This is a genomic window from Geodermatophilus sabuli (genome assembly GCF_900215145.1).
GTDB lineage: Bacteria > Actinomycetota > Actinomycetes > Mycobacteriales > Geodermatophilaceae > Geodermatophilus > Geodermatophilus sabuli.
The window spans coordinates 315,624-329,395 of sequence record NZ_OBDO01000003.1 but is presented as its reverse complement, the minus strand read 5'-3'; the positions used below and the strand labels follow the sequence as shown (position 1 = coordinate 329,395).

At 75.5% G+C, this 13,772-nt stretch carries 15 protein-coding genes; 10 read left to right on the top strand and 5 right to left on the bottom strand.

Going from position 1 to position 13,772, the window contains the following annotated elements; all coding sequences use genetic code 11:
- The first annotated feature begins 21 nt into the window (after positions 1-21).
- Complete coding sequence (locus CRP39_RS09710; RefSeq protein ID WP_097206157.1) at positions 22-837, top strand: inositol monophosphatase family protein; 816 nt, start codon at positions 22-24, stop codon at positions 835-837.
- Positions 838-856: 19 nt separating this feature from the next.
- Here CRP39_RS09710 and CRP39_RS09705 read toward each other — a convergent pair whose 3' ends face one another.
- Together CRP39_RS09705 and CRP39_RS09700 are read right to left on the bottom strand one after the other, a co-directional pair.
- Positions 857-1,405 carry a LytR C-terminal domain-containing protein gene (locus tag CRP39_RS09705; protein WP_097206156.1) on the bottom strand — a complete coding sequence of 183 codons (549 nt, stop codon included), beginning with the start codon at positions 1,403-1,405 and terminating at the stop codon, positions 857-859.
- A gap of 129 nt (positions 1,406-1,534) precedes the next feature.
- Positions 1,535-2,581: a phosphotransferase family protein gene (locus CRP39_RS09700; RefSeq protein WP_097206155.1), complete on the bottom strand. Its 1,047-nt coding sequence runs from the start codon at positions 2,579-2,581 to the stop codon at positions 1,535-1,537.
- 313 nt (positions 2,582-2,894) lie between these two features.
- On the opposite strand from CRP39_RS09700, the gene CRP39_RS09695 reads away from it, so the two are divergent.
- The 7 genes from CRP39_RS09695 to CRP39_RS09665 all read left to right on the top strand — a co-directional run bounded on the left by CRP39_RS09695 (position 2,895) and on the right by CRP39_RS09665 (position 7,559).
- Positions 2,895-3,197 (top strand): DUF4193 domain-containing protein, encoded by a 303-nt coding sequence (locus CRP39_RS09695; RefSeq protein ID WP_097206154.1) that lies wholly within the window; start codon positions 2,895-2,897, stop codon positions 3,195-3,197.
- Between the two features lie 109 nt (positions 3,198-3,306).
- Positions 3,307-4,209, top strand: coding sequence for a hypothetical protein (locus tag CRP39_RS09690; RefSeq protein ID WP_097206153.1), 903 nt, complete (start codon positions 3,307-3,309; stop codon positions 4,207-4,209).
- 85 nt (positions 4,210-4,294) lie between these two features.
- Entirely contained in the window at positions 4,295-4,795 is a 501-nt protein-coding gene (gene dut / locus CRP39_RS09685; protein WP_245853725.1) for a dUTP diphosphatase, read from the top strand.
- Between the two features lies 1 nt (position 4,796).
- Positions 4,797-5,513: a DUF3710 domain-containing protein gene (locus CRP39_RS09680; RefSeq protein ID WP_097206152.1), complete on the top strand. Its 717-nt coding sequence runs from the start codon at positions 4,797-4,799 to the stop codon at positions 5,511-5,513.
- A complete protein-coding gene (locus tag CRP39_RS09675) occupies positions 5,510-6,319 on the top strand; it encodes an alpha/beta hydrolase family protein (RefSeq protein WP_097206151.1) in 810 nt (269 codons plus the stop codon). The genes CRP39_RS09680 and CRP39_RS09675 overlap by 4 nt, the downstream gene beginning before the upstream one ends.
- Entirely contained in the window at positions 6,316-6,693 is a 378-nt protein-coding gene (locus tag CRP39_RS09670) for an OB-fold nucleic acid binding domain-containing protein (RefSeq protein ID WP_097206150.1), read from the top strand. Before CRP39_RS09675 ends, CRP39_RS09670 begins: the two co-directional genes overlap by 4 nt.
- The gene (locus CRP39_RS09665; protein ID WP_097206149.1) at positions 6,690-7,559 is read left to right on the top strand and encodes a DUF3159 domain-containing protein; all 870 of its coding nucleotides are present in this window, start codon (positions 6,690-6,692) and stop codon (positions 7,557-7,559) included. Before CRP39_RS09670 ends, CRP39_RS09665 begins: the two co-directional genes overlap by 4 nt.
- Positions 7,560-7,595: 36 nt before the next feature.
- Here the strand turns inward: CRP39_RS09665 and CRP39_RS09660 are convergent, their stop codons facing one another.
- Together CRP39_RS09660 and CRP39_RS09655 are read right to left on the bottom strand one after the other, a co-directional pair.
- On the bottom strand, positions 7,596-8,264 hold the full coding sequence (locus tag CRP39_RS09660; protein WP_097206148.1) for a potassium channel family protein: 669 nt from the start codon (positions 8,262-8,264) through the stop codon (positions 7,596-7,598).
- Positions 8,264-8,932, bottom strand: coding sequence for a potassium channel family protein (locus CRP39_RS09655; RefSeq protein ID WP_097206147.1), 669 nt, complete (start codon positions 8,930-8,932; stop codon positions 8,264-8,266). The genes CRP39_RS09660 and CRP39_RS09655 overlap by 1 nt, the downstream gene beginning before the upstream one ends.
- A gap of 162 nt (positions 8,933-9,094) precedes the next feature.
- Here CRP39_RS09655 and CRP39_RS09650 point away from each other — a divergent pair, with 162 nt between their 5' ends.
- Positions 9,095-11,134: an APC family permease gene (locus CRP39_RS09650; RefSeq protein ID WP_097206312.1), complete on the top strand. Its 2,040-nt coding sequence runs from the start codon at positions 9,095-9,097 to the stop codon at positions 11,132-11,134.
- A gap of 14 nt (positions 11,135-11,148) precedes the next feature.
- On the top strand, positions 11,149-12,510 hold the full coding sequence (locus CRP39_RS09645) for a class I SAM-dependent RNA methyltransferase (protein ID WP_425432559.1): 1,362 nt from the start codon (positions 11,149-11,151) through the stop codon (positions 12,508-12,510).
- A 145-nt stretch (positions 12,511-12,655) separates the two neighbouring features.
- Here the strand turns inward: CRP39_RS09645 and CRP39_RS27180 are convergent, their stop codons facing one another.
- Positions 12,656-13,555: a hypothetical protein gene (locus CRP39_RS27180; protein WP_216359675.1), complete on the bottom strand. Its 900-nt coding sequence runs from the start codon at positions 13,553-13,555 to the stop codon at positions 12,656-12,658.
- Positions 13,556-13,772 lie beyond the last annotated feature (217 nt).

The window sequence follows — 13,772 nt, the reverse complement described above, 5'->3', positions numbered from 1 at the left end:
CGCTCGGGCAGGATCGGCGCCGTGACCCCCGCGCCTGACGCCGCCGCCCTGCTCGACCTCGCCGTCACCACCGCCCGCGAGGCCGCCGACCTGGTGACCCGCGGCCGCGCCTCGGCCGCCGCCGGGCAGGTGGACGTGAAGTCCAGCCCCGTCGACATGGTCACCGCGGTGGACAAGGCCTGCGAGGAGCTGGTCGTGACCCGCCTGCTGTCCGCGCGGCCGGACGACGGGCTGCTGGGCGAGGAGGGGGCCGCCCGGACCGGTACCAGTGGCGTGCGGTGGGTCGTCGACCCGATCGACGGCACCACCAACTTCGTCTACGGGCTGCCGGCGTACGCGGTGTCGATCGCCGCCGAGGTGGACGGGCAGGCTCGGGCCGGGGTGGTGCTCAACGTCGCCACCGGCGAGCTGTACTCGGCGACGGCCGGTGGAGGCGCGCACCTGACGCTGCCGGGCGCCGACCCCGTCCGGCTGGGCGGCAGCCGGCCGGCGTCCCTCGAGCAGACGCTGGTCGCGACCGGGTTCGGCTACCGCGCAGAGCAGCGCCGGGCCCAGGGTGCGGTCGTCGCCGAGCTCCTGCCGTACATCCGGGACATCCGGCGGCACGGCTCCGCCGCCCTCGACCTGTGCACCGTGGCCGCCGGGCGGGTCGACGCCTACTACGAGCTGCACCTCAACCGGTGGGACTTCGCCGCGGGGGCCCTCGTCGCCGCCGAGGCCGGGGTCGTGGTCACCGGCCTGCCCGGCCGCGCGTTCGCCGAGCCCCTCGGCATCGCCGCGGCGCCGTCGGTCGCCGACGAGTTCATCGCCCTGCTCGACCGCCTGCACCCCCGCTGAGCCGGGCCGGTGCGTCCGCTCAGCAGGCGGCCGCGGCGCTCTGGGCGGTGCTCAGCGCGGCCGACACCTGCTGGGGTGTGGCCAGGCTGTCGGGGAAGACGAACTCCGGGCCGATCACGAGGTCGACCTGCGCGGTGGCGCGGGTGTCGAGGTGGTCACCGGCACCCCGCAGGACGAGCCCGACGTAGGCCGCCGCGTCGGTGCCCCGGGGACCGTGCCGGATCTCGCCGACGCCGGTCACCTCGCGGTCGCTGGGGTCGTTGGCGACCTCCTCGACGACGAAGCCACGCCCCTGCAGGTCCGCGGCCACCGACTGGGCCAGGCCCGCGGTGTCGGTCGCGTTGAACACGCGGAGGGTCAGCGTCGTGGGGTCCAGCGAGGGAGGAGCGGCCGACGCCGTCGTGCACGCCGCCGCCTGGGCCGCGTCGCGGTCCTGCTCGTCCTGCAGGACGTTCCACCACACCGCCAGCGCGGCGAGGGCCAGGACCAGCAGGAAGATCAGCGGCGGGATCGGTCGCCGGCCGCTACGGGGACGCACCGCGGGACGGTCGGTCGGCGGCGCGCTCACTGGCTCTCCTCGCCGGCGCTCGTCGGCCGCGTCCGCGGCGCTGCTGTGCGGCCGCGTGAGCTCGCCGGCTCGCTCACGTGTCCCCCTCGGTGCTGGTGGTCGGCGGGAGTCTAGGGCCGGGCGGAGGCCCTAGATCGCACCGTCGTCCAGCGCGGCGCGTCCCCGTTCGACGCACGGCCCGATGCGCTCGGCGTAGCCGGAGGTGTCCTTGCCGGCCATCGCCCCCGCCTTCGACCGGGCGACGATGCCGGCGACGATCGCGGCGAACTTGAAGTAGGCGAAGCCGACGTACCAGTTGAGGTCGGCGAGATCCAGGCCGGTGCGGGACGCGTACCGCTCGGCGACCTGCGCGCGGGTGGGGAAGCCCGGCAGCGCCGTCACGCTGCTCTGGCCGGCGACGCTCTCCTCACCGGCCTGCGGCCAGTAGACGAACAGCATGCCGACGTCGGCCAGCGGGTCACCGAGGGTCGACATCTCCCAGTCGAGGACCGCGCGGATCCCGCCGGGGCGGTCGGGGTCGAGCAGGCAGTTGTCCAGCCGGAAGTCGCCGTGGACGACGCCGTCCCGCTGCGTGGTGGGCACCGTCTCCGCCAGCCGGGCGGCGAGGGCGTCGAGATCGGGGCGGTCCTGGTCGCGGGTCGCCTCCCACTGCATGGTCCACCGGCGCACCTGCCGCGCGAGGAACCCCTCGGGGCGGCCGAAGTCGCCGAGACCCACCGCCTGGTAGTCCACCGAGTGCAGGTCGGCGAGGACGTCGACCAGCCCCTCGCCGATCCGCCGGCGCTGCTCGGGCTCGTCGGCGTAGCCGGCCGGGATCTCGTCGACGACGTGCAGCCCGACCACGCGCTCCATGACGTAGAAGGGGGCGCCGAGCACCTCAGTGTCGGTGCACAGGTGCAGCGTCCGCGGAACGGGGACGGGCGTGGGGCCCAGGGCGGTGATGACCCGGTGCTCGCGGGCCATGTCGTGTGCGGTGGCGAGCACGGCGCCGGTCGGCGGGCGCCGGAGGATCACCGGTTCCCCGGCGGCGCCGCCGTCCGGGGTCACCACGTAGGTGAGGTTGGACATGCCGGCGGCGATGAGGTCGATGCGCACCGATCGCCAGCGGTCGTCACCGAGGACCGAGGCCAGATAGGGCCCGACGACGGCTGGGTCAGCACCCACAGGAGTCGACACGGCCGCAGGGTAACCTCTGGCGCTCCGCACGCCGCCCGACCGATCCGGCGCCGATGTGTTCGTCCCGTCGCGAGTCGGGCACAAACGGGGACCGCGCGACGTTGGGGGGTCCGCTGGCGGAGCGTCACCGCCCCCGCCGTCCGGCGGAGGGGAGGCGCGGACCGCAGCACCCGGCCGGTGCCCGAGCAGCGGGCGCCGGTCTGCAGACCACCGGTCGCCCTGGCGACCGGCCAGGACGGCGACGCCCCTGGTGCCGCTGTCAGACGATGCGGGCGCCGATGCCCGCGAGAACCCCGGAGGAGGGGCACACCCCATGGCCACCGACTACGACGCCCCGCGCCGCAACGAGGCCGACGAGCTCGGCGAGGACTCGCTGGAGGAGCTCAAGGCGCGGCGAGCCGAGGCGCAGTCCTCGTCGGTCGACGTCGACGAGACCGACTTCAACGAGAACCTCGAGCTCCCCGGCGCGGACCTGTCGAACGAGGAGCTCACCGTCCGCGTCCTCCCCAAGCAGGAGGACGAGTTCACCTGCTCCCGCTGCTTCCTCGTGCAGCACCGCAGCCGGCTGGCCGCCACCCGTGGCGACCAGCTGTTCTGCCGCGACTGCGCGGCCTGAAGAAGGACACCCTGCCCCCACCGCTCGACGCTCGCGGCGGGAGGGGCGCCGTCCGGCCTCCCCACCCTCGAGGTGGGGCCGGGGTGGGGCACCGTCGGGAGGAGAGCCAGTGACAGAGAACCAGCAGCGCACCGGCGCGGTGCGCGACGTGCCGCCGCCGCGTCCCGTCGCGGGTGGCGGCAGCGCCGCGGCGCCGTCGGCGGAGGAGGGTCCCCTGGCCCGCGCCGGCCGCGTCCTGGCCGACGCCGTCTCCGGGCTCCTCGGCGGGGCCACCGGCTCCGCCGAGGGGGCCGCGGATGCCGCTGACGGGCGGCGGTCGGCCGCGTCGACCCTGCGCGACGTCGTCTCCGCCGTCGCGGCGGCCGGCTCCCGCGCTGGGCGCAGCGCCGCCCCCGGCGGGACGCCGGAACCCGACCCGGCGGCCGACCGGGGGCCCGGCGCGCCCCTCGGTGACCTGCTCGGCGCCGCCGTGCCGCTGCTGCCCATCCGGGACGCCGCCCGGCTGCGCGCGGCGCACCCGGGGGCGACCGACGACGAGATCGCCGACGCCCTCGTCGCCCGTGCGGCACGTCTCACCTCCGGCATCGGCGCGGCGACCGGCGGCATCTCCGCCGCCACCTGGTTCGCCCCGCCGTCCCTGCTGACGCTGCCGCTGGGGCTGGGTGCCGAGACGGTGCTCACCGCCGCGGTGGAGGTGGTCATGATCGGCGAGTTGCACGAGCTGTACGGCCGGCCCGCCCCCGGTGACGCGCGGGCGCGTGCGGCGGCCTACCTGGCGAGCTGGTCGGCGCAGCGGCCGGTCGACGACGCGGTCACACCGGGGATCGCCGTGCTGCTCGGTGGGGCGAGCCTGAGCGCGATCCGCCACCGCATGACCCGACGCCTGGCCCGCAGCGTCCCGGCGGCGGCGCCGTTGCTCGTCGGCGCGGCGCTCGGGGGGCGGGGCAACCGCAGGGCCACCGAGGACCTCGCCCGCCGGGTGCTCGCCGGCCTGAGAGGGCCCCGACCGTGACGTGAGAACCCCTGACCCCCTCGCAGGGGCCCGCCGCGAGCTCGTGAGCGGTGGGGGGCAAGAGGGTCCTTATAGGGTCGCCGACGTGCCCGACCTGCCCGTGCCCGAACCGGCCACCCCGGCGGTCGAGGTCCCGGTCCGGCTGACCTCGCCGGAGGACGCCGTCCCCACCTACGCCCTCCCTGGCGACGCCGGCGCGGACCTCGCCATCGCCGAGGACCTCGAGCTGGCCCCGTTCCAGCGGGCGCTGGTCGGCACCGGCGTGGCCGTGGCGATCCCCGAGGGCTACGCCGGCTTCGTGCACCCCCGGTCGGGCCTGGCGCACCGGCTGGGTCTGAGCCTGGTCAACGCGCCGGGCACGATCGACGCGGGCTACCGGGGCGAGATCAAGGTCAACCTGGTCAACCTGGACCCCACCACGCCGCTCACGCTCCGCCGCGGCGACCGCGTCGCGCAGCTGGTCGTGCAGCCGGTCGTCCAGGCCCGGTTCGTCCCGGTCGAGCAACTGCCGGAGAGCGCCCGTGGCGCGGGCGGGCACGGCTCCACCGGCGGCCACGGCAGCGCACAGTCGAAGGGACCCACCTGACATGCCGTTCGGACGGCGACGCAACCGCATCGACCGCAGCCTGCGTGAGCGCGGGGTGCCCCCCGAACCCCAGCACCGGCCCCGGGAGGTCGAGGAGACGACGGGACCCTGGGACGCAGCCGACGCCCCCGAGGACGGCGTGGCCCGCATCGACCTGGGCTCCCTGCGGCTGCCCGCGGTGCCGGGCATGGAGCTGCGGGTCGACGTCAACGCCCAGCAGAAGGTGATCGGCGCGACGCTGCGCTCGGGGGAGTCCACGCTCCAGGTGTCGGCGTTCGCCGCGCCGCGGGCCGCGGGCATCTGGGACGACGTCCGGGCCGACCTCGCCCGCAGCGCGTCCGGTCAGGGCGGGTCGCTGCGGGAGGTCGAGGGCCCCTTCGGCCACGAGCTCACCGGCACGGTCCTGGTGGCCCAGCCCGCGCAACAGGGACAGCCGGCGCCGCAGCCGGTGCGCCGGGCGGCCCGGTTCCTGGGCGTCGACGGCCCACGCTGGTTCCTCCGCGGGATGCTCAGCGGGCCGGCCGCGGAGGGGCCCGAGGCGGCCGCGCAGCTGGAGGAGGCGTTCCGGCGGATCGTCGTCGTCCGCGGCAACGAGCCGATGCCGGTCCGCGAGCAGCTGCCGCTGACCCTGCCCCCGCAGGCCGCGGCGCAGGTGGCCGCCCAGCAGGCGGCCCGGCGGCAGGCGGGCGGCGCCACCCCGCCGGCGCCGGGCGCGTGAGCACCACGCAGGCCCCCTACGGTCCGCACCCCGACCAGTTCGTCGAGCTGACCCTCCCGGCCGGCATCGGGCGCGCCCCCGTGGTCGTGGTGGTGCACGGCGGCTTCTGGCGTGCCCCGTACGGCATCGAGCTGGCCCGGCCCCTCGCCGCCGACCTCGCCGCCGCGGGCTTCGCCGCGGTCGCGGTCGAGTACCGCCGGGTGGGTGCCGGTGGGGGGTGGCCGGTCACCCTCGAGGACGTCGCGGCCGCGGTCGACGCGCTGCCGGACCTCGGGCGAACCGGCGGGGACGCTGCCGACCGGCTGGATCTGGGTTTCCTCGCGGTCGTCGGCCACTCCGCCGGCGGTCAGCTCGCGGCCTGGCTGGCCGGGCGGCAGCGGCTGCCCGAGGGGGCGCCCGGAGCGCGGCCGCGGGTGCGGGTCACCGCCGCGGTGCTGCAGGCGGGCGTCCTCGACCTGGAGCTCGCGGCCGCCCAGCGGATGGGCGACGGCGCGGTGCAGGATCTGCTCGGCGCGGAGCCCGGGGAGGCCCCCGACCGGTACGCCGTCGCCGACCCGGTGCGGCTGGTACCGGCCGGCGTGGACCTGCTGTGCGTGCACGGCACCGCCGACGACGACGTCCCGCGGGGGCAGAGCGCCCGCTACGCGGCGGCCGCCGCCGCGGCCGGGGTGCCGGTGGAGGTGCGGTGGGTGGACGCGGACCACATGGCGCTCATCGACCCCGACGGCGCGCCGTGGGCGCTGGTCCGCGAGTGGCTGCGGGAGCGCGCCGCTGCGGCGCGCGACGGATCTACCCTGGATCCGTGACGGAGACCCGTTCGGGCGGTTGGCTGGCGCGCACCCTGCAGCGGCTGACGGCCGACGACCAGACCATCGACGCCGAACGCCTGCGCGAGGGCGCGGTGAGCGCCGGCTGTGAGGCGGTCAGCGCCTGCCGCAAGGGGGCGGTGGTCACCGTGACCGGACGGCTGAAGTCGGTGGTCTACACCCCGCGCGAGACCGTGCCGACCCTGGAGGCCGAGCTCTTCGACGGCTCCGGGTCGGTCACCCTCGTCTGGCTCGGCCGCCGGCGCATCCCGGGCATCGAGCCCGGGCGCACGATGACCGCCACCGGCCGGTTCGCCTCGTTCGACGGCCGCCAGGTCATCTACAACCCCCGGTACGAGCTGAGCGCCGGGTGACGGCTGCGCCCGAGGGGGAGGGCCGGCCCGCGCCGGGGCAGCCCGCCGGCCGGCCGGCGGGGGGCGAGCCAGGAGGGTCGGGCGCGGTCACGTTCGACCGGCACCTGGTGCTGGATCAGCTGGGTGGCTGGCGCGGCATGGTCGACGCGTCGCTGCCCACGATCGCGTTCATCGTGGGCAACTCCCTGGGGGAGCTGCGCGCCGGCATCTGGTCGGCCGTCGGTGCCGCCGTCCTCGTCTTCACGCTGCGCCTGGTGCGCCGGGAGAGCGTGCAGCAGGCCGTGAGCGGCCTGTTCGGGGTGGCCATCGCCGTCGGCATCGCCGCCGCCTCCGGTCAGGCGCGGGACTTCTTCGTCCCGGGGCTGATCCGCAACGTCGCCCTCGGCGTGGTGCTGGTCGGCTCGATCGTCGTGCGCTGGCCGCTGGTCGGCGTCCTCGCGGAGTTCCTGGCGCCCAGCCACCTGGGGGCGATGGCGTCGCACTCCCTGCCCGGGCTGCGCCGCAGGATCGACCGGGTCAGCGCCTCTCTGCACCACCGCGCACCGCCGGACCCGGAGACCGGCGTCCGACCGGCCGACCCGGAGCCCGAGCGGCACTGGCGGGACGACTCCCGGATGGTGCGCGCCTACGCCTGGCTGACGTTGCTCTGGGGGGCGACGTTCCTGGTCCGCGCCGTCGTCCAGTACGTGCTGTACCGGGCGGACGAGGTGGAGCTGCTGGGCACCGCGTCCCTCGTGCTGGGCCTGCCGGTCACCGCCGTGGAGATCGTCGTGACGCTGTGGGTGGTCGCGCGACTGCACCGGCACCGCGCCGTGCCCGCCGACCGGGAGAGCGGACCCGGCGAGCCGGAGCGCCCCGCCGCCTGAGGGAGGACCCCGACCCGGTCCCTGCGGGCGTGGGCGTCAGCCGGCGTGTGCGGGGGAGAGCACCTCCTGCAGCTGCTCCTCCACGTCGGCGTGGGTGACGAACAGCAGCTCGTCCCCCGCCTCGAGCGGCTCGTCGGGGCTGGGGGTGATCACCCGGTCGCCGCGCAGCACCACGGTGAGCACGGTCTCCCGGGGCAGCGGCACCTCCCGCAGCGGGCGGCCCACCCACGGGGTGTCCTCGGCGAGGGTGATCTCGACCAGGTTGGCGGCGCCCTTGCGGAAGCTCATCAGCCGGACGACGTCGCCTACAGTCACCGCCTCCTCCACCAGCGCCGCCAGCACCCGCGGCGTGGAGACGGCGACGTCCACGCCCCAGGCCTCGGTGTAGAGCCACTCGTTGCGGGGGTCCTTGACCCGGGCCACGACGCGGTTGACGGCGAACTCGGTCTTGGCCAGCAGCGACACGACGAGGTTGGCCTTGTCGTCGCCGGTGGCGGCCACCACCACGTCGCAGGTGGCCAGCTGGGCCTCCTCGAGGGAGGAGACCTCGCAGGCGTCGGCCTGCACCCACTCCGCCCCGGGCACCGACCGGGTGCGGACCTTGCGGCCGTCCTTCTCGATGAGCATCACGGCGTGGCCGTTGTTGAGCAGCTCGCCGGCGATGGACCGGCCGACGGCGCCGGCCCCCACGATCGCCACCCGCATCAGGACTCCCCTCCCTGGGGACCGCGCTCGACGACCTCGTGCACCCGCGTGGTGATCGCGTCGGTCGCGGCCACGACGAGCTGGTCGCCGTCCTGCATGACCGTCGTCGCCGTCGGCAGCTGGGCCTCGCCGAAGCGGACCAGCCAGGCGGCCCGCGCCCCGGACTGGGCCTCCAGGTCCGACAGCTTCCGGCCGACCCAGCCCTCCGTCACGGTGACCCGGATGAGCAGCACCTGGCCGGTGGGCTCGCGCCACAACTCGCTGACCTTGACCGACAGCAGTTCGCGCAGCAGCCGGTTCACCGTCCACGGGACGGTGGCCACGCTCGGGATGCCCATCCGCTCGTAGACCTCGGCGCGCTTGGAGTCGTAGATGCGGGCGACGACGTGCTGGACGCCGAACGTCTCGCGGGCCACCCGCGCGCTGATGATGTTGGAGTTGTCGCCGCTGCTCACCGCGGCGAAGGCGCCCGCGGAGTCGATGCCGGCGTCGAGCAGGGTCTGGCGGTCGAAGCCCAGCCCGGTCACCTGGCGGCCGCCGAAGTCCGGCCCCAGCCGGCGGAAGGCCTCGGGGTCCTGGTCGATGACCGCGACGCTGTGGCCGATCTCCTCGAGCCGGCGGGCGATGGCCGAACCGACGCGGCCGCAGCCCATCACGACCACGTGCACTGGTGGACTCTCCGCTCGATGGTCCCGGTGCGCCGGCGCCGACCGCCCGCGCTGCCCGGCCGCGAAGCTACACCCGGGGGTGCCGCTCGACGCCGTCCACGCGCTGCAACTCACCCTCCCGGCGGGGGCGTGGGCCGTCCCGGCGTCCGTACGATCGCCGCCGTGCCGACCCTGTCCGACCTCGGACAACTCCCGAAACGGCTGCTCCTCGGCCGTGCCGTCCGCAGCGACCGCGCCGGTGAGTCGCTGCTGCCCAAGCGGCTCGCCCTCCCGATCTTCGCCAGCGACCCGCTCTCCTCCGTGGCCTACGCCACCCAGGAGATCCTCATCGTGCTGACGCTGGCCGGCACCGCCTTCCTCTTCCTGGCGCCGTGGCTGGCCATCGCCGTCGTGCTGCTGCTGGCGACCGTGGTGCTCTCGTACCGGCAGGTGGTCCGCGCCTACCCGTCCGGCGGCGGGGACTACGAGGTGGCGTTCAAGAACCACGGCCAGTTCGCCGGCCTGACCGTGGCCAGCGCGCTGCTCGTGGACTACGTGCTGACCGTCGCGGTGTCGGTCGCGGCCGGCACCGACAACATCATCTCCGCGTTCCCCGGGCTCAACCAGCACCGGGTGCTCATCGCGGTGGGTCTCGTCGCGCTGCTGGCCGCGGCCAACCTGCGCGGGCTGCGGGAGTCCGGCCGCACCTTCGCCCTGCCGACCTACCTGTTCATCACCGGCATCCTGGTGATGATCGTCACCGGCCTCGTGCGGGACCTGTTCACCGACTCCCCGGTGGTCGCCGAGACGGCCGGCTACACCGTCACGCCGGAGCCCGGCTTCGAGCAGCTCGGCGGGCTGGCACTGCTCTTCTTCGCGCTGCGCGCCTTCGCCTCCGGCTGCACGGCGCTGACCGGGGTGGAGGCGATCGCCAACGGCGTCCCGGCGTTCAAGCCGCCGAAGAGCCGCAACGCCGCCACCACGCTGGCGCTCATGGGCGGGATCGCCGCGGTCCTGTTCTCCGGTGTTACCGCGCTTGCACTGGCCGCCGACGTCAAGTACGTGGAGGACGCCTGCGACCTCCAGGGCTTCGCCGACTGCGACACCGAGCCGCAGCGGACCGTCATCGCGCAGCTGGCCGCAGCCACGTTCGGCGGTGACACCTCGCCGCTGTTCTTCGCCATCCAGGCGGCGACCGCGCTGGTCCTGGTCCTCGCCGCGAACACCGCGTTCAACGGCTTCCCGCTGCTGGGCTCGGTGCTGGCGCAGGACCGGTTCATGCCGCGTCAGCTGCACACCCGCGGTGACAAGCTCGTCTACAGCAACGGCATCCTGCTGCTGGCGGGCTTCGCTGCGCTGCTGCTGTTCGCGTTCGACGCGGACGTCAACCGGCTCATCCAGATGTACATCGTCGGCGTCTTCACCAGCTTCTCCATCGGCCAGTGGGGCATGGTGCGGCACTGGAACCGCCAGCTGCAGACGACGGAGGACGCGGACGCACGACGGCGGATCCGCCGCTCGCAGGCGATCAACACCGTCGGCGGTTCGCTCACCAGCGTCGTCCTGGTGATCATCGTGGTCACCAAGTTCACCCGGGGCGCCTGGCTGGTCCTGCTGGTGATGCCGGTGCTCTTCCTGCTGATGAAGGCCATCAACCGGCACTACTCCCACGTCGCGGAGCAGTTGGTGCCCGACACCGACTCCCGGACGCTGCCCAGCAAGGTGCACGCGATCGTGCTGGTCTCCAAGGTCCACAAGCCGACGCTGCGGGCGCTGGCCTTCGCCCGGGCCACCCGCCCCGACGTGCTCACCGCGCTCACCGTCAACGTCGACGACGCCGAGACGCGGGCACTGCAGGCGCAGTGGGAGAAGTACGACATCCCCGTTCCGCTGACCGTGCTGGAGTCGCCCTACCGGGAGATCACCCGGCCGGTGCTCGACTTCGTCAAGGGGATCCGCCGGGACAGCCCGCGGGAGCTGGTCGTGGTCTTCGTGCCGCAGTACGTCGTCGGCCGCTGGTGGGAGAACGTGCTGCACAACCAGAGCGCGCTGCGGCTGCGCGCCCGGCTGCAGTTCCAGCCCGGGGTCATGATCACCACCGTGCCCTGGCAGCTGGAGAGCTCGGTGGGGCGGGACGACGACGGCCGCGGCGGGGGGCCGGCGCCCGGGGACCTGCGGCGCGGACTGACCACCGACGAGGCGGAGGCGACCCCGTATGGCTGAGGGAGCCCGACGACGTGGCCGGCAGGAGGACCGCTGTGGCTGAGCGCGGACGACGCGGCGGCGGGCGACCGGGTCGCACCGCCCGCCCCGGACGCCCGGACCGCGGGGGTGGGTGGACCGGCCTGGAGTTCGAGGTGACCGTCGGGCCGGTCGCGCACGGCGGGCACTGTGTGGCCCGGCACGAGGGACGGGTGGTCTTCGTGCGGCACACGCTGCCCGGCGAGCGCGTCGTCGTCCGGGTCACCGAGGACCGCCACCCCGGCTTCTGCCGCGCCGACGCGATCGAGGTGCTGACCCCGTCGCCGGAGCGGGTCGAGCGGCCCTGCCCGTACAGCGGGCCGGGCCGGTGCGGCGGCTGCGACTGGCAGCACGCGACGCCGGCCGAGCAGCACCGGCTGAAGGCGGCCGTGGTCCGGGAGCAGCTCCTCCGGCTGGCCGGCCTGGACGTCGACGTGGTGGTCGAGGAGCTCCCCGGCGGCCCGCTGCGCTGGCGTTCCCGGGCCCGCTTCGCCGTCGACCGGTCCGGGGCGCCCGGGCTGCGCCGGCACCGCTCCCACGACGTGGTGCTGCTGGACGACTGCCCGATCACCGTCGAGCCCGCGGCCCGTGCGGTGCTGGGGCGCCGGTGGCCGGGCGCCGGGGCGGTGGACGTCGCCGTCGACTCGAACGGCACCGTGACCACCACCCGCCTGGACCGGCAGGGCCGGCCGCAGACGACCCGCGTGCTGCGCCCCGGGGAGGACGGGCCCGCCCAACCGGACGGCCGGGCCGCCCGGACGGCCGCCGGCCGCGACTGGGAGGTCGAGGGCACCGGCTTCTGGCAGGTGCACCCCGCGGCGGCCGACGCCCTCGTGTCCGCCGTCGAGGGGTTCGCCGCCGTCGGTCCGGGGGAGACGGTGCTCGACCTCTACGCCGGCGCGGGGCTGTTCGGTGGCGCGCTCGCCCCCGGCGTCGGAACGGGTGGCCGGGTCGTGTGTGTCGAGGCCGACCCGGCGGCGTGCGCCGCGGCCGAGGCCAACCTGGCCGACCTGCCGCAGGCGGAGGTCTGGCAGGGCGAGGTGGACGCCGAGGGGCTGGCCGACCTGATCGACGAGCTCGGCACGCCTCCGGACGTCGTCGTCCTGGACCCGCCGCGGGCCGGTGCCGGCCCGGCGGTGAGCCGCGTGCTGGCCGGCGCCGGCCCGCGTGCGGTGGTCTACGTCGCCTGCGACCCGGCGTCCCTCGCCCGTGACGTCGCCGTCCTCGGGACGGCGGGGTACCGGCTGGAGGCCGTCCGCGGGTTCGACGCCTTCCCCATGACCGCGCACGTGGAGTGCGTGGCCCTGCTCGTCCAGGACACGGCAGGGAGACAGCCGTACGGGAGCGCCGCGCGGTGACCCCGTGACGGGCAGCGTGGTCGCGAGTGCCGGCTGGGCGCTGACCACCGGCCGCGTGGCGAAGGCGCACGACGGCCTCGATCTCGCCGGACTGCTCGGCGGTCCGCAGCCCGGCTGCGTCGGGCGAGTGCCTCGGGGCGACGGCTCAGAGGGCGCAGCCGCCGCCGGAGGCGATCGGGCCGGCGTCGACCGGGTGGCCGGGACCGGCGTTGACGATCACCGTGCGCACGCCGGTGAGGCGGCCCAGGCAGGAGTCGGTGGACGACGAGCCGGCGTCCCGGCCGTCGACCCACACGTGCAGCCATGTCGACGCCGAGGAGGGGTAGCCGGTGTGGCAGGCGCCGTTCTGCGGCGCGGCGCCGTCACCGCAGGTGTCCTCGACGATCAGGTAACGGCTCATCGCCGGGACGTAGAAGCGGGTGCCCGCAGCCCAGTCGAGGGTGTCCTGGCCGCCGGCCTCCGAGTGCCCGACCGCGACGGTGATCGGGTCCTCGTACGTGCCGGTGCCGCCGGCCTGCCGGTGGACGATCGGGTGGGAGGTGCTCGGGCTGCCGGCCGGGGCGTTGTCGAAGTACGAGTAGCCGGTCATGTAGGCCTGGATCTCGCGCTCCCCGGTGCCCGGCGGCGCCGGGGCAGGGGCCGGCTCCGGAGCGGGCGCGGGGGCCGGCGCCGGGGTGGACCGGGTCGTCGAGGGTGTCGGCTTCGGATTCGGAGCCGGAGCCGGAGCCGGAGCCGGGACCGGCGCCGGGGTGCTCGGGGCCGCGGTGGTGGCCCTCGTGGTGGGCGCGGGCGTCTCTGACGGCGTCGCGGGGGTGGTCTGCGGCGCGGGAGTGGGCGTCACCAGCGCCGAGGAGTGCGGCACGGCCGCCCGCGAGGCGTGACCGATGCCGCGGTCGTTGGTCGGGAGCGGGCTCGCCGTGGCGCTGACCTCCGGGGTCCGCGCCGCGCCGTCCGCGGGGTCGTCGAGCACGAGGGCTCCGCTGCCGGCGACGACGCCGACGATCGCCAGGGCCCCGATGATCGTGGCGGTGCGTGGACGTCCCATCGCGCCGTATGAGCGAGTCAGGTCAGACGGGCCCCGGCGGAAGGCGGGCATGCGGACAGGGATCCCCTCGGCGGGTGGTCGACAGCTGGCTGCGGGTCGAGCCGACCCGGCCGCTGGACTCCCAACACCGAATGGAGTTGATCCAGCGCTGTGCGTCACGTTAGCCCGAACGGGGTGGGTGACGGAAGGGTCCGGATCCAGATCACTCCAGCGCTCT